Origin of the sequence: Buchnera aphidicola (Aphis glycines) (assembly GCF_001280225.1) — a bacterium.
GTDB classification, from domain to species: Bacteria; Pseudomonadota; Gammaproteobacteria; order Enterobacterales; family Enterobacteriaceae; genus Buchnera; species Buchnera aphidicola_E.
Window position 1 is genome coordinate 250,453 of record NZ_CP009253.1, and the last position, 24,995, is coordinate 275,447.

18 protein-coding genes, 2 tRNA genes and 1 rRNA gene are annotated in these 24,995 nt (G+C 26.7%); 15 read left to right on the top strand and 6 right to left on the bottom strand.

Annotated features, from left to right (window positions below):
• Nucleotides 1-27 precede the first annotated feature (27 nt).
• Together dapD and map are read right to left on the bottom strand one after the other, a co-directional pair.
• Nucleotides 28-852: a 2,3,4,5-tetrahydropyridine-2,6-dicarboxylate N-succinyltransferase gene (gene dapD, locus IX46_RS01150; protein ID WP_053940195.1), complete on the bottom strand. Its 825-nt coding sequence runs from the start codon at nt 850-852 to the stop codon at nt 28-30.
• Between the two features lie 66 nt (nt 853-918).
• The gene (gene map / locus IX46_RS01155) at nt 919-1,701 is read right to left on the bottom strand and encodes a type I methionyl aminopeptidase (RefSeq protein ID WP_053940196.1); all 783 of its coding nucleotides are present in this window, start codon (nt 1,699-1,701) and stop codon (nt 919-921) included.
• Nucleotides 1,702-1,973: 272 nt separating this feature from the next.
• On the opposite strand from map, the gene rpsB reads away from it, so the two are divergent.
• From rpsB to dnaE, 9 genes are all read left to right on the top strand, one after another.
• Nucleotides 1,974-2,708, top strand: coding sequence for a 30S ribosomal protein S2 (gene rpsB / locus IX46_RS01160; protein WP_053940197.1), 735 nt, complete (start codon nt 1,974-1,976; stop codon nt 2,706-2,708).
• 41 nt (nt 2,709-2,749) lie between these two features.
• Entirely contained in the window at nt 2,750-3,562 is an 813-nt protein-coding gene (tsf, locus tag IX46_RS01165) for a translation elongation factor Ts (RefSeq protein WP_053940198.1), read from the top strand.
• Nucleotides 3,563-3,630: 68 nt separating this feature from the next.
• On the top strand, nt 3,631-4,356 hold the full coding sequence (gene pyrH / locus IX46_RS01170; RefSeq protein WP_053940199.1) for a UMP kinase: 726 nt from the start codon (nt 3,631-3,633) through the stop codon (nt 4,354-4,356).
• A gap of 105 nt (nt 4,357-4,461) precedes the next feature.
• Nucleotides 4,462-5,019, top strand: a complete 558-nt coding sequence (gene frr / locus IX46_RS01175) for a ribosome recycling factor (RefSeq protein WP_053940200.1) — start codon at nt 4,462-4,464, stop codon at nt 5,017-5,019.
• 61 nt (nt 5,020-5,080) lie between these two features.
• A complete protein-coding gene (gene ispC, locus IX46_RS01180; protein ID WP_053940201.1) occupies nt 5,081-6,277 on the top strand; it encodes a 1-deoxy-D-xylulose-5-phosphate reductoisomerase in 1,197 nt (398 codons plus the stop codon).
• A gap of 98 nt (nt 6,278-6,375) precedes the next feature.
• Entirely contained in the window at nt 6,376-7,089 is a 714-nt protein-coding gene (gene uppS / locus IX46_RS01185) for a polyprenyl diphosphate synthase (RefSeq protein ID WP_053940202.1), read from the top strand.
• Nucleotides 7,090-7,207: 118 nt separating this feature from the next.
• Nucleotides 7,208-9,676: an outer membrane protein assembly factor BamA gene (bamA, locus tag IX46_RS01190; protein WP_238967845.1), complete on the top strand. Its 2,469-nt coding sequence runs from the start codon at nt 7,208-7,210 to the stop codon at nt 9,674-9,676.
• 49 nt (nt 9,677-9,725) lie between these two features.
• On the top strand, nt 9,726-10,208 hold the full coding sequence (gene fabZ, locus IX46_RS01195; protein ID WP_053940204.1) for a 3-hydroxyacyl-ACP dehydratase FabZ: 483 nt from the start codon (nt 9,726-9,728) through the stop codon (nt 10,206-10,208).
• A gap of 29 nt (nt 10,209-10,237) precedes the next feature.
• On the top strand, nt 10,238-13,705 hold the full coding sequence (gene dnaE, locus IX46_RS01200; RefSeq protein WP_053940205.1) for a DNA polymerase III subunit alpha: 3,468 nt from the start codon (nt 10,238-10,240) through the stop codon (nt 13,703-13,705).
• Nucleotide 13,706: 1 nt separating this feature from the next.
• Here dnaE and IX46_RS01205 read toward each other — a convergent pair whose 3' ends face one another.
• Nucleotides 13,707-15,416, bottom strand: a complete 1,710-nt coding sequence (locus tag IX46_RS01205) for a proline--tRNA ligase (protein ID WP_053940206.1) — start codon at nt 15,414-15,416, stop codon at nt 13,707-13,709.
• 226 nt (nt 15,417-15,642) lie between these two features.
• Here IX46_RS01205 and flhB point away from each other — a divergent pair, with 226 nt between their 5' ends.
• The gene (flhB, locus tag IX46_RS01210) at nt 15,643-16,794 is read left to right on the top strand and encodes a flagellar biosynthesis protein FlhB (RefSeq protein ID WP_053940207.1); all 1,152 of its coding nucleotides are present in this window, start codon (nt 15,643-15,645) and stop codon (nt 16,792-16,794) included.
• A complete protein-coding gene (flhA, locus tag IX46_RS01215) occupies nt 16,787-18,880 on the top strand; it encodes a flagellar biosynthesis protein FlhA (RefSeq protein WP_053940208.1) in 2,094 nt (697 codons plus the stop codon). Before flhB ends, flhA begins: the two co-directional genes overlap by 8 nt.
• A 101-nt stretch (nt 18,881-18,981) precedes the next feature.
• On the opposite strand, the gene argS is transcribed toward flhA, so the two are convergent.
• Nucleotides 18,982-20,724 (bottom strand): arginine--tRNA ligase, encoded by a 1,743-nt coding sequence (argS, locus tag IX46_RS01220; protein WP_053940209.1) that lies wholly within the window; start codon nt 20,722-20,724, stop codon nt 18,982-18,984.
• 416 nt (nt 20,725-21,140) lie between these two features.
• Between argS and IX46_RS01225 the strand changes: the two genes are divergently transcribed.
• The 3 genes from IX46_RS01225 to IX46_RS01235 all read left to right on the top strand — a co-directional run bounded on the left by IX46_RS01225 (nt 21,141) and on the right by IX46_RS01235 (nt 22,937).
• A 16S ribosomal RNA gene (locus tag IX46_RS01225) occupies nt 21,141-22,687 on the top strand.
• A 57-nt stretch (nt 22,688-22,744) separates the two neighbouring features.
• A tRNA-Ile gene (locus IX46_RS01230) sits at nt 22,745-22,821 on the top strand.
• Nucleotides 22,822-22,864: 43 nt separating this feature from the next.
• A tRNA-Ala gene (locus tag IX46_RS01235) sits at nt 22,865-22,937 on the top strand.
• Here the strand turns inward: IX46_RS01235 and gloB are convergent.
• Together gloB and rnhA are read right to left on the bottom strand one after the other, a co-directional pair.
• Nucleotides 22,919-23,686 carry a hydroxyacylglutathione hydrolase gene (gene gloB, locus IX46_RS01240; RefSeq protein WP_053940533.1) on the bottom strand — a complete coding sequence of 256 codons (768 nt, stop codon included), beginning with the start codon at nt 23,684-23,686 and terminating at the stop codon, nt 22,919-22,921. The two genes, IX46_RS01235 and gloB, sit on opposite strands and share 19 nt — an antisense overlap.
• Nucleotides 23,683-24,174: a ribonuclease HI gene (gene rnhA, locus IX46_RS01245; RefSeq protein ID WP_053940210.1), complete on the bottom strand. Its 492-nt coding sequence runs from the start codon at nt 24,172-24,174 to the stop codon at nt 23,683-23,685. Before rnhA ends, gloB begins: the two co-directional genes overlap by 4 nt.
• 39 nt (nt 24,175-24,213) lie before the next feature.
• Between rnhA and dnaQ the strand changes: the two genes are divergently transcribed.
• Complete coding sequence (gene dnaQ / locus IX46_RS01250) at nt 24,214-24,942, top strand: DNA polymerase III subunit epsilon (RefSeq protein WP_053940211.1); 729 nt, start codon at nt 24,214-24,216, stop codon at nt 24,940-24,942.
• Nucleotides 24,943-24,995: the final 53 nt, after the last annotated feature.

Genomic DNA, 24,995 nt, shown 5'->3' on the forward strand with positions numbered 1-24,995 from the left:
CGAATTTATAAAACCGGGCGGTTGATCTTACTTTAAATTGCGTAATAGTTGATTAATTTCTACTTTGCTTATTGTTTTATGATCAACTTTTTTTACAATAATCGCTGCGTATAAATTATATTTTTTATTTTTTGATGGTATACTTCCTGAAACTACAACAGAGTTAGCAGGAATTTTTCCGTAAGAGATTTCACCTGTTTCTCTGTTATAAATTTTTGTACTTTTTCCAATAAAAACTCCCATAGATATAACAGCTCCTTGCTCTATAATTACTCCTTCGACAATTTCAGAACGAGCGCCAATAAAACAATTGTCTTCGATAATGGTAGGGTTGTTTTGTAAAGGCTCTAACACTCCTCCGATACCTACTCCACCAGATAAATGTACGTTTTTCCCAATTTGTGCACATGATCCTACGGTTGCCCATGTATCCACCATAGTTCCTTCATCTATATATGCGCCTATGTTAACATATGATGGCATAATTACGCTTCCATGATTGATAAATGCGCCATATCTAACAGTCGCTGGTGGTACTATACGAACTTTTTCTTCTTGAAATTTTTTTTCGGTATATTTTTTGTATTTAAGGGGAATTTTATCAAAATAATTAGTATTTTCAGATAAAAAAACATTATTTTTTGTAAAATATATATATAATAAGATAGCTTTTTTTAACCATTGATGAGTAATCCATTTACTATCTTTTTTTTCTGAAATGCGTATTTTTCCTTTATTCAACAAGTGGATGATATAATGTATTGTTTCATAAGTTTCTGTTGTGATATTTTTACAATTTATTTCATTTTTATATTCGTAAGCATTTTCAATTATTTTTTGAAATTTTTTCATTCTAAATTAACCTAAATTATTATTTTTTATACAATTTATTTTGATACAGAATAAATTTTCATTTTATTAATTTTTTAAACTAGGAAGTATTTTTTCTTTTTTTTGCCATGTTAAGATATCACATCCGTAATTTGTCACTAATATAGTATGTTCATATTGAGCAGATAATGAATGATCTTTTGTTTTAACAGTCCAGCCATCTTTCATACATTTTACTTCTGATTTTCCTGCATTCACCATGGGTTCAATAGTAAAAATCATTCCATTTTTCAGAAGTGTTTTATTGTTATTTTTATAATGCAATATATGAGGCTCTTCATGAAATACAGATCCGATACCGTGCCCACAATATTCTTTTACAACTGAAAAACCATGACTTTCAACATAATTTTCTATTGTTTCTCCAATTTTAAATATTGGTATTCCGGTTTTTATTATATTTAAAGAGGCATAAAGACTTTCTTGTGTCACTTTACATAAATATTTAGATAAAATGCTCGTATTTCCTACAAAAAACATTTTTGAAGTGTCTGCGTAATAATTATTTTTAATAACGGTAATATCAATATTAACTATATCTCCTATTTTTAAAATTTTGTTTTTATTTGGAATACCATGACATACAACGTCATTAACAGAAATACAAACAGATTTTGGAAATCCATGATAACCTAAACATGCTGGAATAGCGTTATTTTTTTTAATAAAACTATGGCAAATATTATTTAATTCTTCTGTACTAATATTGGGTTGTACATATTTCTCAATCATTTCTAATACTTTTGCAGCTAATTTCCCAGATATTCTCATTTTTTCTATTTCTGATTCTTTTTTTACCATGCAATTCATAATGTTTAACCACAACTTATATGTATTAAATTAATTTATTTAAATTATAGTTTATCAAATTTAGTTATAAAATTTTTTTATTTCATTAATTTAACAAAATAAAATACATTTACAATTATTACTGATTTTAAATATTGAAGTATGATATATTTATTTAATTTATTAAATATGTCTAACATGATATAAAAATATTTTTCTTGTTCTGTTTGAAAAGTTATAAAATTATTAATTTTATTAAATATGTATTTTAAAAATTTTTTAAGGGGTTTTTTATGGAAATAGTTTCAATGAAAGATATGTTAAAAGCAGGAGTGCATTTTGGGCATCAAACTCGATATTGGAATCCAAAAATGAAACCATTTATTTTTGGTTCTAAAAATAAAGTACATATCATTAATTTAGAAAAGACTCTTCCAATGTTGAATTTTGCTTTGTTAGAGTTAAAAAAAATATCTTTTAAGAAGGGAAAAATATTATTTGTCGGTACAAAAAGAGCTGCTAGTAAAAAAATTAAAGAAACAGCAATAAATTGCAATCAATTTTATGTTAATCATCGTTGGTTAGGAGGAATGCTGACTAATTGGAAAACAGTGCGTCAATCTATCAAACGTTTAAAAGATTTAGAAATAGAATCTAAAGATGGAACTTTTCTAAAACTTACAAAAAAAGAAGCATTAATACGAACACGGGAATTGTCTAAACTAGAAAATAGTTTAGGTGGAATAAAAAATATGGGCGGTCTTCCAGATTGTTTGTTTGTGATTGATGCTGCTCATGAACATATTGCTATTCAAGAAGCAAATAATTTAGGCATTCCAGTTTTTTCTGTCGTTGATACTAACTCTAATCCTGATGGTGTGGATTATATCATACCTGGAAACGATGATGCTATTAGATCTGTAGCACTATATTTAAAAGCTGTTACGATGACTATTTGCAAAACAGATGCTCATATTTCATTATCGAATGAAATAATAAATGCTTCCAAAGATAATATAAATATTTAATACATATATATTCTATTTTAAAAATTAAAGAGATTACTTTTATGACTGAAATTACTGCTGAGTTAGTTAAAAAGTTAAGATTACGTACAGGTGCGGGTTTTATGGAATGTAAGCGAGCATTAATAGAGGAGAATGGAGATATTGAGTTATCAATTGACAACTTAAGAAAGTCAGGAAAGATGCAAGCTTTAAAAAAGTTAAAAAATATTACAAATCAAGGTTTAATATTATCAAATGTGCACAATAATTTTGGAGTTATGGTTGAGTTAAATTGTCAAACTGATTTTGTAGCTAAAGATCATTTATTTATTTCATTAGGAGATGAAATAATCGCAACAGCATTATCTAAAGGAATAGAAAAAATGGATGATATTAATAATTATTTTGAAGCAAAAATCACTGAACTAATTGTGAAGTTTGGTGAAAATATCAAAATTACTCGATTTATAACGATCAATGGCGAAAATATATATTCTTATGTGCATTCAGGTCGTATTGGTGTTTTGGTAAGTGCAAATAATTTAAATCAAGATATATTGAAAAACATTGCAATGCATATTGCTGCAAGCAAACCTGAATATATTAATCCTAATGAAGTATCAAAATCTCTTTTTGAAAGAGAATATAATATTCAATTACAATTGGTAAAAAATTATAAAAAATCTGCTCATATATCGAAAAAAATAGTAGATGGTCGTATGAATAAATTTGTGAATAGTATATCACTAATTGGTCAAAATTTTATAATAGAACCACATAAAACAGTGGGTCAAGTGCTAAATGAAAACAATGGAAGTATTATATCGTTCATTAGGTTTGAAATTGGAGAAGAAGTTAATAAAAATATTAATTAATAACAATATAATTTTTTCAAATAAAATTTTTTATTTTTGCACATGTAAAATATATTTGGATTACGAAAATGTCTACCAATACAAAATTTATATATCCCCGTATTTTATTAAAAATCAGTGGAGAAGCATTACAAGGAGCGAATAAATTTGGTATTGATATAAATGTTTTAAAAAAAATAGCTAAAGAAATAAAACTAGTACTAAATCTTGGTGTACAAGTGGGTTTGGTTATTGGTAGTGGAAATTTGTTTCGTGGAGCAACTTTATCTAAAATGGGCATCAATAGAATAGCATCTGATCATATTGGTATATTGTCAACAATGATTAATAGTTTAGCAATGCATGATATCATGAATGAATATTCTATTCGTTCTTACGTGTTGTCAGCTATATCGATGAGTGGTATATGCGAAAACTATACTTATCAACGAGCAGTTAAACTTTTATGTAATAATTACGTAGTAATTTTTGCTGCTGGAATAGGTAATCCATTATTTACAACTGATTCTGCCGCATGTTTACGTGGAATTGAAACGCGATCAAACATTATTTTGAAGGGAACGAAAGTTGATGGAGTTTATTCTAAAGATCCAACCAAGTATGATAATGCAATTTTTTATAAAAAATTAACATACAGAGATGTGTTAAGAAAGGAGTTGAAAGTTATGGATTTATGTGCTTTTTCTTTAGCAAGAGATCATAATTTACCAATTCGAGTTTTTAATATTAACAAATCTAACTCTTTATATCGTATTGTCACAGGATGCGACGAGGGGACTATTATTACAACGTAAATATATTAATATTTGTTTAAATTTATTATATATTGTCATTAAATAGATATAAAACATCTTATTAAGAATAGATAAATAATAAAAATATAATTTATAGGTAAAAATGTGATTAACCAGTTATATACCAAAACTAATCAAACAATGGAAGCCTGTATTAACAACTTTCAAATTCAAGTAAATAATATTAGAACTGGAAGAGCTTCACCAGAATTACTGAATAATATATATGTTGAGTATTTTGGTTCTAAAGTTTCACTACGTCAAATATCTAATATAGTTGTAGAAGATTATCATACTCTCAGGATTAATATGTTTGACAATGCTAATACATCTTTAGTTCATAAAGCTATTTTGAGTTCGAATCTTGATTTGAATCCAGTTATACATGGAAAAGATATTATTGTTCCAATACCAGGTTTAACAGAAGAAAGAAGACAAAATCTTATCAAGATTATTAGGGTAAGTGCGGAAAAAAATCGTATTCATATACGAAATATTCGAAGAGATGCTAACGAAAAAATTAAACTGTATTTAAAAAATAAAATTATTGGAGAAGATCAAGAATATGGTGTGCAAAATCAAATCCAAAAAATAACAGATAAGTATATTAAAAAAATTGAAAATATTTTAATTTTAAAAGAAAAAGAACTGATGAAATTTTAATTTAAAAATTAATATTTATATTTTATATTGTAAATACAAATTTTTTATAGTAAAAATTTTTATGAAAAAAATAACAATTTTAGGTTCCACTGGTTCCATAGGAAGAAATACACTAGCTATTGTTAAAAAACATCCTGATCTATTTAAAATAATTGGATTAATTGCAAACAAAAATGTTTCTATAATGTTACAACAATGTGAATGTTTTTCTCCTGATTGGGTCGGGATGAGCGATAAAAAATCTGCAGATATACTTAGAATAACATTAAAAGAGAAAAAGATTAAAACACAAGTTTTATCTGGAAGTAAAGAAATTTGTGCCTTAGCTTCTTTAGAAGAGAATGATTGTATAGTATCTGCTATTGTAGGAATGGCAGGTTTATTGCCAACTTTATCAGCAATATATGCTGGAAAAACAATTTTGTTAGCTAATAAAGAATCACTGATTACTTGTGGTGATATATTTATGCGTGCTTTATCCTCTAATCAGGCTAAAATTATTCCTATTGATAGCGAACATAATGCTATTTTTCAAGTTTTACCTCCACTCTTACAAAATAATTTAGGAAAAGCAAATTTAAAAAAAAATGGAATTAAATCTATTGTGTTAACTGGTTCAGGTGGACCATTGTATCATTTAAAAAAAGAGGATTTACCTTTTGTTACACCAGAACAAACATGCAATCATCCAAATTGGTCTATGGGAGATAAAATCTCAGTAGATTCATCAACTATGATGAATAAAGGATTAGAATATGCTGAAGCAAGGTGGTTGTTCAACGCCTCAGAAAATGAAATTGATATTTTAGTGCATCCGCAATCAGTAATTCATTCTATGGTAGAATACATTGATGGATCAGTTTTAGCCCAACTTTCATTGCCAGATATGAAAGTTGCTATCTCATATGCAATGGCGTTTCCTAAACGTGTTTTATCTGGAGCTGATTTTTTGAATTTAAAAAAATTTAAGTGTTTAAATTTTTTTGAACCAGATTTTATACAATTTCCATGTTTAAAACTAGCGATCGATGCTTTTTCGTCAGGTCAATCAGCTATGACTGTTTTAAATGCTGCAAATGAGATTTCTGTATCTGCTTTTTTAAATTCAAGAATTCGATTTAATAAAATTGCTGAAATTAATAGTGATATTTTAACTTCTTCTTCTTTTCCAAAACCTAAGTCTGTTGAAGAAATTGTAGAAATTGATAAAAAAACAAGAATAAAAACAGAAAAAAAGATATTATCTTCATCATATTAAAATATATAAAATAAATAATGTTTTTGGAATAGAGCATGATTTTTTTTGAAAGAAAAATATATTTAATATCATCTATACACTTATAGAATAAAGTAAAAATGAAAATAAAAGTACCTCGTCATATCGCTATTATTATGGATGGAAATGGAAGATGGGCTCAAAAAAAAGGTAAAACACGAATTTTTGGTCATCAAGCAGGTTTTAAAGCAGTTAAAAAAACAGTTAAATTTGCTCTTCAAAATAAGATAAAAATATTAACGTTATATACCTTTAGTACTGAAAATCAAAAGCGCCCTCAAATTGAAATAATCGCTTTATTAAAACTATTTTTATTTGCATTAAAAAACGAGGTTAAACATTTAAATAAATATAATATTCGTTTAAAAGTGATTGGTGATTTGACGTATTTTCATGAAGAATTAAAATTTTATATTTATAATGCGGAAAAAACAACTTTAAAAAATAATGGGTTGGTTTTAAATATTGCTGCAAATTATGGTGGTAAATGGGATATAGTAGAAGGTGTAAAAAAAATAGTTTCTGATGTGCAAAAAGGGTGCTTATCTATCGAGCAAATTAAAGAAGAAATATTTTCTCAATATTTATCTACGAATCACATATTACCAGTAGATTTAGTAATTAGAACGGGAGGAGAAAAAAGAATTAGTAATTTTTTACTATGGCAAATAGTATATTCTGAATTATATTTTACTGACGTTTTATGGCCTGACTTTAATGCATCTGAATTTAAAAATGCAATCAATTTTTTTAGTACTCGACAACGTCGTTTCGGAGAAGTTGTTAAAAATTAAAAAATTTTTAATATTACGTAAACTTGTACAAGTATTTTTTATAATAATTAATCTTATTAAAATTTTATTTTTTTATTTCTTAATTTCTTTTAGATTATACATTTTAAATATATAAAGTATGAGATCTATTACGGGAACAATTGAAATAATGTTAATTAAAAAATTTTTTATACTTTTTTTAATGTTTTTTAGTATTAATATTTATTCGAAAAATGTATGGATTATAAAAAACATTGAATTTCAAGGTTTAAATCATTGTTCTAAAGAAGAAGTATTAAAAAATATTTTATTTAATGTTGGTAATAAAATATCTAAAAATGATATTAAAAAAACTGTTAAGTCTTTATTTAACACAGGTAAATTTCAAGATATTAAAGTATTTTTTTCAGAAAAATCACTGATTTTTAAAATAATAGAACGACCTTTAATTTATCATATTAACATTACAGGCAATCATCTAATTAAAAGTTCTGTTTTAAATGAATACCTTAATCAATTAGGTATTTCAGTAGGAAAACAATATAATCCGTATTTAAAAAATATTTTTATAAGTAACATAAAAGATTTTTATTTGCGTATGGGTAGATATCAAGTAAAAATTCAATTCTTAACAACTTTTTCTTCAAATAATAGAATTAATTTAAAAATATTGATTGACGAAGGGAATTTGTTTCAAATAAATCACGTTACAGTTATTGGTAATAAAAATGTTTCTCAAGACGAGATCATTTCTTTATTTCGGTTGAAAAATCACCAATCTTGGTGGGATTTTTTAGGAAAGCATGTTTCTTATTATAATCAATTAGAAGAAAATTTAAATAATTTAAATAAATTTTATTTAAACAAAGGATATTATTATTTTCATATAGATAAAAAAATAGTTAATTTTTTAAAACATCAAAATAAAGTGGATATTATTTTGCATATTTCTGAAGGAGAAAGATACACAATTGATCGTGTTTTTATTAATGGCAATGTATTTCAGTATTATGAAGTGATCAAGAATCTTATCACGATTAATAATAATGAACTTTATAATAAAGAAAAAATTGATTTAATTATACAAAAAATTAAATATTTTTTATCTGAGAATGGATATATTAATGCGCAAATTGTAATCAATCCGAAAATAAATTTTCAAAAAAAAACTATAATTTTAAATTTTGATATAGACATAAATCAACGTTATTTTGTCAATAAAATATCTTTTAAAGGAAATGAGTTAACTAAAGATATAGTTTTACGCCGTGAAATTAAACAAATGGAAGGCCAATGGTGTAATCTTAAATTAATTAATTTGGGAAAAACATCATTAGAAAAAATAAAATATCTTCATGATATTAAAATTATAAAAAATTTTGTAAATGATAAAAGCAATGCAATTGATATTACCTATGAAGTAAAAGAACACCCTACGGGTACTATAAATTTTGGAGTAGGTTATGGTAAAGATAGTGGATTAAGTTTCAATGCTTCTCTTGCAAAAGATAATTTATTTGGATATGGAAATTCTTTCAAAACTAGCATTATTAAAAATGATAATCAAAAATACGCGGATTTATTGTTTACATATCCATATTTTTTTAATAATGGTACAAATTTAAACATGAGATTTTTTTATAATGATTTTAAATACCATGTGAGTGATATGTCAGCTCTTATAAAAAAAACAGCTGGATTAGAAAGTGATTTAAGTTTTTTAATAAACGATGTTAACAGATTTAATATAGGTTTTGGATACACTCGAAATAGCTTGATGAACAAAAATAGTGTAATAACTGAAAAAAAAATAACTAATTCAATCAACAAAAAAAAATTTTTTACTCATGCGGAAAAAACTATTGATAATCAATCTTTAAATAATAGCTTAGTCAACGATTTCACTTTAAATTATTCAATTTTGCATGATACTTTAAAGGATTTTTATTTTCCTATTTCTGGTAATCAAACTTATTTAAGTGGAAAAAATACTATTCCTGGTTCTGATAACAATTTTTATAAATTTTTGCTAGATACTCAACAATACATACCGTTAGATCAAAAAAATAAATTTATATTTTTAGCTCATTTTAAAGCTGGTTTTGGAGATAGTTTAAATCAAGAAAAATTACCTTTTTATGAAAATTTTCATTCAAATAATTCAAATAATATTCGTGGTTTTCGCATTAATACTATTGGTCCAAAAAAAAGTTATCCTATTCAAAATTCAAAAGAATGTCTTGGGTATAAAAATAATCATTCTTGCGAGTCTTTAGATTCAATTGGTGGAAATGCTATGGTGATTACTAATTTAGAATTAATTGTACCAATTCCATTTTTTAAAGAAGAAAATACGCATTTTTTTAGATCTTCATTTTTTTTAGATGCTGGTAATATTTGGGATACTAGATCCAACCAAAAAAACGACACTTCTAGTTCAAATTTTATAGGTTTTCCTAATTTAAAAAATATTTATTCTTCAGTTGGATTTGCTGTTCAATGGTTGTCTCCTGTGGGGCCATTAATGTTTTCTTATGCCTATCCTATTCAAAAAAATGAGAATAATCAATTAGAAGCATTTCAATTTAATATTGGAAAAAATTGGTAATATAAATTTAATTTATTAAAATATATACTTAATTTCTAAAATATTTTTTTTGAAATTTTTATTCCAAAAGGTCAGCATTTTGAATGCTAATGTTTTAAATATCAAAAAAATTTTAAAAATTTTACCACATCGTTATCCTTTTTTATTAATTGATAGAATTTTAGATTACAAGACGTTTGATTTTTTGCAAGCATTAAAAAATTGCACTATAAATGAACCTTTTTTTCAGGGACATTTTTTAAAAAAGCCTGTTTTTCCAGCTGTCTTGATTATAGAAGCTATGACTCAAGCAGCGGCTATTTTAATATATAAAAGTACTGGATATTTAAATATTAATAAATTATATTATTTTGTTGGTATTGAGCATGCAAGATTTAAAAAAAATGTTATTCCTGGAGATCAAATTTTTATTGACGTATTTTATCTTGAGAATAAAAAAAACTTAATTAAGTTTAAAGCTATCGCAGTAGTGCAGAATATAAAAATTTGTTATGCTACTATTATTTTTTATAAAAAATCAATTATTAAATAAAATATTTTTATATTAAATTTGGAATATACATGAGCTTACCAAAATTTGTTCATCTTCATGTACATAGTGATTATTCAATGTTCGATGGATTATCTAAGCCAGAAAATTTAGTAAAAAAAGCTGTTTCTTTAGGAATGATGGCTTTAGCCATTACAGATTTTACAAATTTATATGGTGTAATAAAATTTTATAATTCCTCGCATAATTTAGGATTAAAACCTATTATCGGTGCAACAGTAAAATTTATTTCAGAGTTTATAAAAAATGATTTGGTAGAGTTAACTATATTAGCGGCAAATCAAGAAGGTTATAAAAATTTAATTGCCTTAATTTCTCGCGCCTATGAAAAAGGATATGTTAACAACAAATTTGTAACAATAAAAAAAAAATGGCTTTCAGAAAATAATACTGGATTGATATTACTTTCCGGGGGTTGTCAAGGTGAGATTGGAAAAATTTTGTTACGGAACCAATCCTTTTCAATAATTTCTTCTTGTTTAAAATTTTATGAAACATATTTTCCTTCTTCTTATTATTTAGAGTTAGTACGAACGGGTAGACAAGACGAAGAAAAATACTTGCATTTAGCTGTAGATTTATCTTATTCTCAAAGTATTCCAGTAGTCGCAACTAATGATGTTTGTTTTTTGCAAGAATCAGATTTTAAAATTCATAAAATTAGAATTGCAATTCATGAAGGAGAAATCTTAAAAAATTCTAAAATTCAAAATAACTATAGTAAACATCAATTTTTAAAAAGCGAAGAAGAAATGTTTAATCTTTTTTCTGATATTCCTGAGGCGTTGATTAACAGTGTAGAAATCGCAAAACGCTGTAATGTTTTTATATCTTCTGGGAAGTATTTCTTGCCGCAGTTTATAACAACACGAAAAAGTATTACAGATGATCTAACTATCAAGGCTGAAAAAGGATTAAAACAACGCTTAAAAATATGTTTTGATAATGTTAAAATAGATAAGCAGGTTTACTTAAAATATAAAAGTCGTTTAAATATGGAATTAAAGATAATAAATAAAATGGGTTTTTCTGGTTATTTTTTGATTGTAATGGAATTTATACAATGGGCAAAAAAAAATAATATTCCAGTCGGTCCTGGACGAGGTTCAGGTGCAGGTTCATTAGTTGCATATGCGTTAAATATCACAGAAATAGATCCTTTATCATTTAATTTATTATTTGAACGATTTTTGAATCCAGAACGTATTTCTTTACCCGATTTTGACATTGATTTTTGTATGGAAAAAAGAGATCAAGTAATCGAACATGTTTCGAATGTATACGGTAGGAATGCAGTGGCTCAAATTATTACTTTTGGAACCATGACTGCAAAAGCTGTAATTAGAGATGTGGGAAGAGTTTTAGGTTATCCTTATGGATTTATTAATAATTTATCTAAATTAGTACCTTTAGATCCAGGAATCACACTTGATGAAGCTTTTTCTAAAAACTCAGAGCTGCATAATCTTTATAAAAATGATGAAGATATAAAAAAATTAGTTGATATTTCTAAAAAATTAGAAGGAGTCAATAGAAATGTTGGTAAACATGCAGGCGGCGTTGTTATTGCTCCCACGAAAATCACTGATTTTTGTCCGTTATATTATGATGAAAATGGAAAAAATCCTATCACTCAATTTGATAAAGATGATATTGAATACGTTGGTTTATTAAAGTTTGATTTTCTTGGTTTACGTACATTGACAACAATCAGTTGTACAGTAAATATGATTAATTCAAAGTTGTTTCAAGACAAAAAAGAAATTGATATTCAATCAATTCCTTTAAATGATAAAAAGTGCTTTGATTTATTAAAAGAATGTAAAACTACAGCTATTTTTCAGTTAGAATCTTATGGGATGAAAGATTTAATTAAAAGATTACAACCAGATTGTTTTGAAGATATTATTGCACTTTTAGCGCTTTTTAGACCTGGACCATTACAATCAGGGATGGTAGATAATTTCATAAATCGAAAACATGGACATGAAAGAATTGCATATCCTGATGATAAATGGCAACATATACTTTTACAGCCAGTGTTAAAATCAACGTATGGAATTATTTTATATCAAGAGCAAGTTATGCAAATTGCTCAAATTTTAGCAGGTTTTACTTTAGCGAAAGCTGATATTTTAAGGCGAGCTATGAGTAAAAAAAACCCGAAAGATATGGCTAAACAAAGAAAATTTTTTTTAGAAGGATCTCAAAAAAATGGAATTAATATAAATTTAGCAATAAAGATTTTTGATTTATTAGAAAAATTTTCAGGATATGGATTTAATAAATCACATTCTGTAGCTTATGCTTTAATTTCTTACCAAACAATGTGGTTAAAAGCATATTATCCTTCAGAATTTATAGCTTCTACTATGAATTCTGATATAGATAATATAGAAAAAATTATAATTTTAGTGCATGAAGCATATAATATGCAATTAAAAATTATCCCGCCTAATATTAATCTAAGTAAATATGAATTTTATGTGGATAATTTTAATAATATAGTTTATGGACTTGGAGCTATAAAAGGAATAGGTGAAAATTCAATTAAAAATATTGTTAAAGAAAGAGAAAAAAATGGCTGTTTTCGTGATCTATTTGATTTATGTAAACGTTCCGATCCTAATAAAATCAATCGTAGGATATTAGAAAAGTTAATTATGTCAGGTAGTTTAGATTCTATTAATAAGAATAGAAATTATTTACTTCATTTGATAGACGATGCTATTAAAATTGCTAAAGAACATATAAGAATAAAAAATAATCGACAAGCTAGTCTTTTTGGTGGATTTGAAAATCAATTAAATATAATAAAAAAATATAATTCATCTCAATTATCATATTCCAAACAAGATCAATTAAACAATGAATATGCAGTTTTAGGTTTTTATTTGACATCTCATCCTATCGATCAGTATAAAGTAGAATTAAAACATTATATACATGATTTGAAAAAATCAATGTTACAATTTACTGATAAGAATCAGATATTTTTCGGGGTTGTGATTTCGATTAAAATAAAAATGACGAAAAATAAAAATCAAATAATTATAGTAGTATTAGATAATTATACAAGTCGCTTAGAAATTATAATTTTTAAGAAAGTATTTGATTCATTTAAAAATTTAATTAAATTAAATGAAATTTTAATCATTAGAGGAGCAATAAATCCAACTAAAAATTTTAGAATAATAGCATATAACGTTATGAATTTAACATTATTGCGAGAGAAATATATTAGAAAATTAATTATTATTTTTTCTGAAAAAAAAGATAAATGTTTCTTGGAAAAATTATATCAATTATTAAAAAAACAAGATAAAGGTAATGTTTTTGTTGATTTATTTTTTCAAAAACAAAAGTATTCTTTAAGTTTAATAAAAAAAATAAATTTTAATATTAAGGTTAGTAATGAATTTTTACACGAGCTCAAATTTTTAGTTGGATCGAATAATATAAAATTAAAATTTTATTAAATTATTTTAATTGATTTTTTAAAAAAGAAATAATATCTTTTATATGAATAAGAATATTTTTTTTGTTTTTTCTTGATCGATATTCAACTTTTTCTTTTTCTATATAACGTTTGCTAATAATAATTTGGTGAGGAATGCCAATTAAATCTATTTCGTTGAACATAATACCTGGTCTTTTGTTTCGGTCATCTAAAATTACATCTATTTTTTCATTTTTAATTTTTTTATATAATTCCTCTGAATTTTTTTTTGTTTCTTTGCAATTATTTATATTAATAGGTAAAATAGCTACTTCGAAAGGAGATATACAACTTGGCCAAATGATACCGTCATTATCATAATTTTGCTCGATTATAGATGCTATAATTCGTGTTATTCCAATCCCATAACATCCCATATATAAATTTTTTTGCTTTCCAAATTTATCTTTGACTAATGTATTCATTTTTTTAGAATATTCTTTTTCTAATTGAAATATATGTCCAATTTCAATACTTTTTTTAATTTCTAAGGATTTCAATCCATCTGGCCCTAAATCATTTTTAGTGATTGTCCTAATATCAACAATAGTTGGAATTGGCATATCTATTTTCCAGTTTACGTTAATAAAAAATTTTTCATTAATGTTGGCTCCAATAGTAAAATTTTTCATATAATATACTGAAACATCAGCAAAAATTGGAACATTTAAGTTTAAAGGTCCTAAAAATTTTTTTTTCACACCTATTAATTCTATAATCTCTTTTTCGTTGATAAATTGTAATGGTTTTGAGAAAATGTTAATTTTTTCTACTTTAAATAAATTTATTTCATGTTCTGATCGTATTAATAAAGCTGCAAATGAAAACTGATTATTTTCGTTTGTTCTAATTAAAATAGTTTTGATTAAATTTTTAATGGGAAATTCTATCTCATGAATATCTTTAATAGATTTTATACTTTTATTTGTATCATGAATATTGTCATAATTTTTTTCAAAAAAATTAATAGATTCTATTGATTTAGCTGTATTGATATTAGACGAATATGATGTATTTTGAGAAAATACTATCTCGTCTTCTCCGTTATCAGATAAAGCTTGAAATTCATGAGAAATTTTACCGCCCATCGATCCAGAATCAGCATTAACTACCCGAAATTTAAGTTGCATTTGATTAAATATATTAATATAACTTGTATAAAAGTTATCATAAGTTTTTTTTAAGCATGCTTTACTCATATGAAACGAGTAAGCATCTTTCATAATAAATTCACGAGCTCGAACAATTCCAAATCGTGGACGTATTTCGTCTCTGAATTTAGTTTGAATTTGATATACAATTAATGGTAGTTCTTGGTATGAACGTATTTCATTGCCAATTAAATACGTTACAACTTCTTCATTAGTTGGGCCTAATATAAATTCCTGATTGCGTCGATCAAAAAATTGTAATAATTCTTTTCCATATGTATTCAAACGATTGCTTTGTTCCCAGAGTTTTTTAGGCTGTATAATAGGCATAATAATTTCTAAAGCGTTTATTTTTCTCATTTCACAAGCAATAATTTTATTAATTTTTTTTAATACTTTTAAACCTGTAGGAAGCCAAATATATAACCCTGAAGATAATTTTCTTATCATTCCACTTCGTAGCATAAGTTGGTGACTGATTATTTTTGTATTGTTAGGAGTTTCTTTTAAAGTTAGTAGTAAATATTGACTTGCTCGCATATATTAAGGTCTCAATAAAAAGTTATTTAAAAATTAAAATATTTATTTTGATTATCAATATCAATTCTATTATATAATAAAATATTTTAAAAATATTTTTTATACTTGTAATTTTTAAGCCAAATTAGATTTTATTGTAAAACTATTGTATTGATTACTTATTATTTTTTTTGTTCTATTAATTCCTTATCAAACAAAACAATTATAATGGTTAAAAATATTTAAAATGAATCATGATATGCATGAAGAAAAAACTGAAAAACCAACTGAACATCATATTAAAAAATCTCGAAAAAAAGGCAAAACAAGATATTCTCGTGAATTAAACTCTTTATTAATTTTAACGATTGGATTATTAAATTTATGGTTTTGTAGAAATTCAATTATACTGGAATTTAAAAGAATTTTATCTAACAGTCTTGATTTTAATAAAAATATCATTCTAGATAAACAAAACATTTTATTAAATGTTTTTATTGCTTTAAAAAAAATTTTTATTATTTTTAGCCCATTTTTAGGGTCTTTATTTTTTGTGATGGTAATACCTGCTATTTTTTTTAGTGGTATTCAATTAAATATAAAATCGTTAAAATTTAATTTAGAAAAATTTAATTTAATAAAAGGATTAAAAAGAATTTTTTCTTTAAAAATATTCTTGGAATGTTTTAAAAATATATTAAAGTTAATTTTTATTGGAAGCGTAGTGTTTTGGTATTTATGGTTGCATTTTTCTGAAATATTATTTTTTGATATTAAAGATATTGTTTCTGTTTTTTCTTTTGGATTTGATACTATTATGCGTTGTTGTATTTTAACAATATTAGGATTAATTCCAATTGTTGTTTTTGATGTGTTTTGGAATCAATTTCAACACTATAAAAAATTAAGAATGACTCGTCAACAAATCAAAGATGAATTTAAAGAGCAAGAAGGTCATCCGCATTTAAAAGTCAGAATTCGTCGTCAAATGAAAGAAAATTTTCGTAGAAGAATGATTTTAAACGTTCCAAAGTCTGATGTTGTTATCACTAATCCTATACAATATTCTGTAGCACTCAGATATGATGAAGAAAAAATGAATGCGCCTAAAGTAATAGCAAAAGGTTTAGGTGATGTAGCTATTCAAATACAAAAAACTGCAAATCAATATAACATCCCTATAATCTCTGCCCCTGCGTTAGCTCGTTCATTATATCGTTATGCAGAAATCGGACAATATATTCCCGGCCCTCTTTATAAAGCTGTGGCTGAAGTTTTAGCGTGGGTTTGGAAAGTCAAAAAATGGAAAAAAGAAGGTGGTGTTTTTCCACAAAAACCAAAAAATATATTTGTCCCATCTGAATTAAACTTTACAGGAGAAAGCGAAACTAATGATTAATTTTTCTTCTATTTTTCGCATTATAAAAAATTTTAAAAATACTCAATGGAAAGTATTAGCAGGACCAATACTCATATTAATTATTTTATCAATGATGGTGTTACCACTCGCACCTTTCATTTTGGATATTTTTTTTACATTTAACATTGCTTTATCAATCATTATTCTACTTGTTTCTATGTTTACTAGGAAAACTTTAGATTTTGCTGCTTTTCCAACTATTTTACTATTTTCAACCTTATTAAGGTTAGCGTTAAATGTTGCGTCTACGCGTGTGATTTTCTTAAATGGACATACAGGAACTGATTCAGCAGGAAGAGTAATTGAATCATTTGGACATTTTTTAGTGGGCGGAAACTTTGCTATTGGTATAGTGGTATTTATTATTTTAGTGATTATTAATTTTATGGTGATTACTAAAGGAGCAGGTAGGATAGCAGAGGTGGGAGCAAGGTTTATATTAGATGCTATGCCTGGAAAACAAATGGCAATTGATGCAGATTTAAATGCAAGTTTAATTGGCGAAGCAGAAGCTAAAAAACGTCGATTACAAATTACACAAGAAGCTGATTTTTATGGATCTATGGATGGAGCAAGTAAATTTGTACGAGGAGATGCTATTGCTGGTATTTTGATTATGTTTCTTAACATATTTGGAGGATTAATTATCGGTGTATTTCAACATAATATGTTACTAACAAAAGCTGCTGAGGTTTATACCTTGCTAACTATAGGAGATGGTTTAGTTGCTCAAATACCTGCATTAGTCATTTCTACAGCCGCTGGTGTAATTGTTACAAGAGTTAGTACTAATCAAAATGTTGGCGAGCAAATGATTAGCCAATTATTTTGTAATTCTCAGGTCATTTTATTAAGTGCTATTGTTTTAGGTATACTTGGTTTAGTTCCTGGAATGCCAAATATAGTATTTCTTATATTTACAATTTTATTGCTTTTTCTTGCTTGGCAATTAAATCGGAAAAAACATATTTTTAATAATGATGTTTTGTCAGATTCTACAAATCAAAATAAACCTATTTTAAATTCAACTGTCGAAGCTTCTTGGAATGATGTTGAATTAGAGGATCCTATAAGGATAGAAATAGGATTAAATTTAGTCCCTATGTTAGATGTTAAAAAAAGTGGTGATTTATTAGAAAAAATTCGAATTGTTCGAAAAAAAATTGCAAAAGAAATTGGATTTCTTCCTCCTTTAGTTCATATTAAAAACAATATGAATTTAACTAAAAATTCATACCGTATTTTTATTAAAGGTATAGAAATAGGAAATGGAGAATGTTTATACGGCAAATTGATGGCCATTTCTACGGGCCAAGAAATAGAATCACTACCGTTTAAAGCAGTGAACGAACCTGCTTTTGGTTTATCTGGTTATTGGATTGATACATCATTTAAAATGGAAGCAGAAAAGAAAGGATATTCTGTAGTTGATTCGAGCTCTATTATTGCAACACATTTAAATTTTCTCATTTCTCAGAATATTAATGAATTGTTTGGTCGTTACGAAACTCAGCAGTTATTGAATCGTGTAAATTCAGAAATACCTAAATTGACTGAAGATTTAATACCTAATGTAATTGATCTTACAACTTTGCATAAAATTTTAAAAAATTTAATTTTAGAAAAAGTTCCAATAAAAGATATGCGAACTATTTTAGAAACATTATCAGAACATGCTATTAATCAAAAAGATGCGAATGAATTAACTAGTATTATTCGTATATCTTTAAGTAAAATTATAATTCAAAAGTTATTTTATAAAAAAAATACCATTGAAGTGATGGTTTTAGAATCTAATTTAGAGAAATTATTAATGGATAGTGTAAAAGGAGAAAAAATTAATATAGAGCCAGGTTTATCTGAGATACTTTTATCTAAAACAAAAAAAGCAATTGAACAACAAAAATCAATCAAAGCTCCTGTTGTTTTATTAGTACCTCATATTTTACGATTATTTTTATCTAGATTTTTACGTATTCATTTTTCAGAATTAACTGTTTTATCGGAGTTAGAAATAACCTCAATAAATAATATAAAAGTTACTAATATAATTGGAAGTACATAATATTTTTTTTAAAATACAGATTGGTGTGGTTTTAAGTGGTACGTTTTATTAGTGCTACATTATTGCCTCACCTTACTGGTGTTATCAAAAGAAAATGTATTTTACATTTTTTTTAATGTTTTTATTCCTAAAATATTCAGTCCTTTTTTTAATGTTTTTGCTGTTAAAAAAGATAATTTTAATCTGCTTTTTCGTGTTTTAATTTTTTTAGAAAATAAAATTGAGCAATTTTCATAAAAGTTAGAAAAATATGTTGCTAATTCATACAGATAATTGCACATTATATGTGGTATTCCTTTTGCTTCTATAATCAAGATAATTTCTTCAAATTCTAATATTTTAGTTGCTAATTGAATTTCACTGTTTTTAACTAGACTAATTTTTTCTGATATTTTATGTATTGGTATAGTAGATTTCTTTAAAATCGATATAATTCTTGTATAAGCGTACTGTATATAAGGTGATGTATTTCCCTCAAAAGTTAACATTGTATCCCAGTCAAATATATAGTTAGTATTTCTATTTTTAGATAAATCCGAATATTTTACTGCGCTTATTCCTATCACTTTAGCTAATTTGATTAGTTTTTTTTTAGGTAAATTAGGATTTTTTTGATAAATTAAATCTTTAGCTCTATTTATCGCTTCGTCAAGTAATGCAGTAAGTTTGATAGTATTGCCATCACGTGTTTTAAAAGGACGTTTGTTTTTTGACAACATCATTCCGAATGTATGATGTTCTAACAATAAATTTTGAGGTATATAATGGGCTTTTCTAGCAATAGTCCATATTTGTAGTAAATGTTGGTGTTGACGAGAGTCTGTATAATATATTATACGATTAGCGTGTAACGTTTCATATCGATATTTTAAACAAGCAATATCTGTAGTAGAATATAAAAAAGCTTTATCTTTCTTTTGAACAACCACTCCCATGGGTTCTCCTAGTTTATTTTTGAACTCATTTAAGAAAATTATAATAGCTTTGTTTTTTTCTGTAGCTATTTTTTTTTCTTTAAGATCTTTTATAATATCTGGAAGCATTTTATTATATAAACTTTCCCCCATAGTATGTTCTTTTTTTAATGTAACATTAAGTTGCTCGTATATTTGATAATTATACTTCATTGTTATTGTAATTAGCTTTTTCCACATAGAATAACAGTGTTGATCTCCATTTTGCAGTTTTACTACATATTTTTTTGACTCTTTTTCAAAATTTTTATCTACATCACATTTTTTTTTTGATTTACAATAAAAACGTTCAATCTCTCTTAGGGAAATAAGATTATTTTGTAGTTTTTTTTCTAATTTTTTGTATTTTAAATATGCTATTAACATTCCAAATTGTGTACCCCAATCTCCAATATGGTTAGCTCTAATTACATTATGCCCTAAAAATTCTAAAGTTCTTACAGTAACATCTCCTATAATGGTAGACCTTAAATGTCCTATGTGCATTTCTTTAGCGATGTTTGGAGAAGAATAATCTACTACTATGGTTTTTTTAGAATCAACACGTTTGATACCTAAACGAGATGAAACAAATAATTCTTCTAATTTCTCTGATAAAAAATTTTCATTAATAAAAATATTTATAAATCCTGGATAAGAAAATATCATTTTTTTATATATATTTTTTTTTTGAATAAAAAAAAGTATTTTTTCATATAAAATATATGGTTCGATATCATTTGAATGAGCTATTTTCATTAAGTTATCAACTTGGTAATTTCCGAACTCTGTTTTTTTTTTAGAAATAATTAATGGTTTATAATAATTTTTGAGACCAATTTTAATTAAAGCTTGTTCAATATCTTTTTTTATTGTATATTTTATATTCATTTGAAACCTTTATTTATTTAAAATTAATAATAATTTAAACAAATTTTATTAATTTAATACAAAATTATTTTAATTATTAAATTATTAATAACACTAATGAATTTAGTTTTTTGATAATAATTACATTATAATGAATTTTTTTAATAACAATATTAATTTTTAGATAAAAATTTGTTTTTTGAAATATATATTAAATTTTAAACAATTTTATATTTTTGAAAAAAATTAAAATTATAATTAATTTCATTAAAAGGTTGACAAGATCTAAAAAAAAATGTACTCTCTTATTTAAATCTTTAAAAGTAAAATCGCTCTTTAAAAAAATATTAGATAATCTGTGTGGGCACAAAAAATTAAGTACAAATAAAATTTTTTTAGTTTAAAATCTCTTAAATTTATTTAAGAGATAGATTTAAAAATTGAAGAGTTTGATCATGGCTCAGATTGAACGCTGGCGGCAAGCCTAACACATGCAAGTCGAGCGGCAGCGAAAGAAAGCTTGCTTTCTTGTCGGCGAGCGGCAAACGGGTGAGTAATATCTGGGAATCTACCCAAAAGAGGGGGATAACTACTAGAAATGGTAGCTAATACCGCATAAAGTTGAGAAACCAAAGTGGGGGACCTTATAGGCCTCATGCTTTTGGATGAGCCCAGAAGAGATTAGCTTGTTGGTAAGGTAAAAGCTTACCAAGGCAACGATCTCTAGCTGGTCTGAGAGGATAACCAGCCACACTGGAACTGAGACACGGTCCAGACTCCTACGGGAGGCAGCAGTGGGGAATATTGCACAATGGGCGAAAGCCTGATGCAGCTATGCCGCGTGTATGAAGAAGGCCTTAGGGTTGTAAAGTACTTTCATCGGGGAGGAAAAAAACAAAACTAATAATTTTATTTCTTGACGTTACCCGAAAAAGAAGCACCGGCTAACTCCGTGCCAGCAGCCGCGGTAATACGGAGGGTGCTAGCGTTAATCAGAATTACTGGGCGTAAAGAGCACGTAGGTGGTTTTTTAAGTCAGATGTGAAATCCCTGGGCTTAACCTAGGAACTGCATTTGAAACTGAAATACTAGAGTATCGTAGAGGGAGGTAGAATTCTAGGTGTAGCGGTGAAATGCGTAGATATCTGGAGGAATACCTGTGGCGAAAGCGGCCTCCTAAACGAATACTGACACTGAGGTGCGAAAGCGTGGGGAGCAAACAGGATTAGATACCCTGGTAGTCCATGCCGTAAACGATGTCGACTTGGAGGTTGTTTCCAAGAGAAGTGACTTCCGAAGCTAACGCATTAAGTCGACCGCCTGGGGAGTACGGCCGCAAGGCTAAAACTCAAATGAATTGACGGGGGCCCGCACAAGCGGTGGAGCATGTGGTTTAATTCGATGCAACGCGAAAAACCTTACCTGGTCTTGACATCCATAGAATTTCTTAGAAATAAGAAAGTGCCTTCGGGAACTATGAGACAGGTGCTGCATGGCTGTCGTCAGCTCGTGTTGTGAAATGTTGGGTTAAGTCCCGCAACGAGCGCAACCCTTATCCCCTGTTGCCATCGGTTCGGCCGGGAACTCAGAGGAGACTGCCGGTTATAAACCGGAGGAAGGTGGGGACGACGTCAAGTCATCATGGCCCTTACGACCAGGGCTACACACGTGCTACAATGGTTTATACAAAGAGAAGCGAATCTGCAAAGACAAGCAAACCTCATAAAGTAAATCGTAGTCCGGACTGGAGTCTGCAACTCGACTCCACGAAGTCGGAATCGCTAGTAATCGTGGATCAGAATGCCACGGTGAATACGTTCCCGGGCCTTGTACACACCGCCCGTCACACCATGGGAGTGGGTTGCAAAAGAAGCAGATATCCTAACCCTTTACTGGGAAGGCGTCTACCACTTTGTGATTCATGACTGGGGTGAAGTCGTAACAAGGTAACCGTAGGGGAACCTGCGGTTGGATCACCTCCTTAAAAAAATATACTTTTTTTCAGTGCCCACACAAATTATCTAATAAAAATTTCCTATAAAGGCTTGTAGCTCAGATGGTAAGAGCGCACCCCTGATAAGGGTGAGGTCGGTGGTTCAACTCCACTCAGGCCTACCATAAAAAAGCTACATATAGACACCATATAAAAAAATTGTAATATGGGGCTATAGCTCAGCTGGGAGAGCGCCTGCCTTGCACGCAGGAGGTCAGCGGTTCAATCCCGCTTAGCTCCAAAAATATCTTTAATTTTCCTTAAATAACAAAATATTTCAAAAGAATCTTTACTTTTTTTAAAACCCATCGACTTTTTTAAAAAAAATTCATCTGTCCTTAAAAATATATTGATTTTTTTTTCATGATTAAGAAAAAATGGAAAAATGTTTTTTTTTAAAAATATTTTTTTTTGAATTTTTTTATAATAACATTTAATATTTTTATCTTGAGGTAAAAAATGCATAGAAAAAATTAAATTAGATACAGTATATTCATGGGCGCAGCATAAAACAGTATTATTCGGAAATAATTTAATGGATTGAATAGAATTGTACATTTTGATATAATTATTTTTAAAAACTTTACCACAACCGGCTGAGAACAGAGTATCTCCACAAAATAAGTATGGTTTTAAATAGTATGAAATGTGACCTAATGTGTGACCTGGAGTAGAAATAATATCAATATCATATTCTAATAAGTTTATTTTATCTCCCCCTTTAATAATTTCATTAACATGAAAGTTTTTTGTTTCTTCAGGACCAAAAACAATGATTTTAGGATATTTTTTTAAAATATTTTCTACTCCATTTGTATGATCTACATGATTATGAGTGAGTAAAATAGCTTTAGGATTCCATTTTTTTTGAATAATTTCTTTAATTACAATCTTTGATTCGCCTGGATCAATAATAATACAAGAATTATTTTTGTCATATAAAATCCAAATATAATTATTTTTTAACGCCATTATATTTGTTAAAATCATAATTTTTCCTTTGATTTTTTATAAAAAACTATTTCATAAAATTTATCTTGAATAAATGGATTTTGTGCGGATTGACGTGCAATTTTGTCACATAGTTCATTTTCTGTATGGCCATTATGCGCTTTTATCCAAAACCATGTAATACAATGTTTTTTTAGTAAACCATTAATACGCATCCATAAATCTATATTTTTTATCAATTTTTTATTATTTCTCTCCCATTTTTGTTGTTTCCATTTTTGAATCCATTTAGTTATTCCATATTGGACGTATCGACTATCTGTAAAAATTTCGACTATACAAGATTGCTTTAACAATTCTAATCCTGATATTACACCCATAAGCTCCATTCTGTTATTAGTAGTTAAAAAAAATCCTGAAGTTAGCATTTTTTCTATTTTTTTATAACGCAACATAGTTGCGTACCCACCTGAACCTGGATTTCCTAAGCAAGAACCGTCTGTAAATATTTTTACTAATTTTAACATTATATTAAGTATTCCACAAAAAGATTAATTAAATTACACATGAAAAATAATGAAAAAAAAAGAATAATTGTACTAGATACTGAAACTACTGGTATAAATAATTTTGGAAAATCTTGTATTAATCATAGAATCATTGAAATTGGAGCTATTGAAATTATTAATCGTCATTTTACAGGTAACAATTTTCATGTCTATATTCAACCTAATAGACCAATTGATCCAGAAGCTATAAAAATTCATGGTATTACTAATAATTTTTTATTAGACAAACCATTATTTAAACACATAGCTCAAAAATTCTTTAAATATATTCAAAATACACAATTAGTAATTCATAATGCGTCTTTTGATGTAGGATTTATCAATCAAGAATTTTCCCTATTAAAAAACAAAACAATAGATATATCAAATTTTTGTTCTATTATAGACACTTTAAAAATTGCAAGAAAATTATTTCCTGGAAAAAAAAATACATTAGATGCACTTTGTAATCGATACAAAATAAAAAATTCTCATAGAGTTTTACATGGAGCTCTTTTAGATTCTTTTTTATTAGGAAAATTATATCTTTTAATGACTAGTGGTCAAGAATCTATGTCGTTTTGTAATAATATTGAACATGGAAATAATTATACATCTTTCAGTAAATGGATAAAAAATAAAAAAAAATCTTTGAAAATATTGAAAGCAAATGTAGAAGAATTAACACTTCATGAAAAATATATAAATCATATAAAAGATATAAAAAAAAATAATTTTACAAATTAAATATTGATAACTATAAAAAGATCATTGACTGATTTTTTTAAAATATGTACAAT

Coding starts and splice junctions, on each gene's coding strand:
- dapD (WP_053940195.1), bottom strand. CDS start 852: ATGAAAAAATTTCAAAAAATAATTGAAAATGCTTACGAATATAAAAAT.
- map (WP_053940196.1), bottom strand. CDS start 1,701: ATGAATTGCATGGTAAAAAAAGAATCAGAAATAGAAAAAATGAGAATA.
- rpsB (WP_053940197.1), top strand. CDS start 1,974: ATGGAAATAGTTTCAATGAAAGATATGTTAAAAGCAGGAGTGCATTTT.
- tsf (WP_053940198.1), top strand. CDS start 2,750: ATGACTGAAATTACTGCTGAGTTAGTTAAAAAGTTAAGATTACGTACA.
- pyrH (WP_053940199.1), top strand. CDS start 3,631: ATGTCTACCAATACAAAATTTATATATCCCCGTATTTTATTAAAAATC.
- ispC (WP_053940201.1), top strand. CDS start 5,081: ATGAAAAAAATAACAATTTTAGGTTCCACTGGTTCCATAGGAAGAAAT.
- uppS (WP_053940202.1), top strand. CDS start 6,376: ATGAAAATAAAAGTACCTCGTCATATCGCTATTATTATGGATGGAAAT.
- bamA (WP_238967845.1), top strand. CDS start 7,208: ATGAGATCTATTACGGGAACAATTGAAATAATGTTAATTAAAAAATTT.
- dnaE (WP_053940205.1), top strand. CDS start 10,238: ATGAGCTTACCAAAATTTGTTCATCTTCATGTACATAGTGATTATTCA.
- IX46_RS01205 (WP_053940206.1), bottom strand. CDS start 15,416: ATGCGAGCAAGTCAATATTTACTACTAACTTTAAAAGAAACTCCTAAC.
- flhB (WP_053940207.1), top strand. CDS start 15,643: ATGAATCATGATATGCATGAAGAAAAAACTGAAAAACCAACTGAACAT.
- flhA (WP_053940208.1), top strand. CDS start 16,787: ATGATTAATTTTTCTTCTATTTTTCGCATTATAAAAAATTTTAAAAAT.
- argS (WP_053940209.1), bottom strand. CDS start 20,724: ATGAATATAAAATATACAATAAAAAAAGATATTGAACAAGCTTTAATT.
- gloB (WP_053940533.1), bottom strand. CDS start 23,686: ATGATTTTAACAAATATAATGGCGTTAAAAAATAATTATATTTGGATT.
- rnhA (WP_053940210.1), bottom strand. CDS start 24,174: ATGTTAAAATTAGTAAAAATATTTACAGACGGTTCTTGCTTAGGAAAT.
- dnaQ (WP_053940211.1), top strand. CDS start 24,214: ATGAAAAATAATGAAAAAAAAAGAATAATTGTACTAGATACTGAAACT.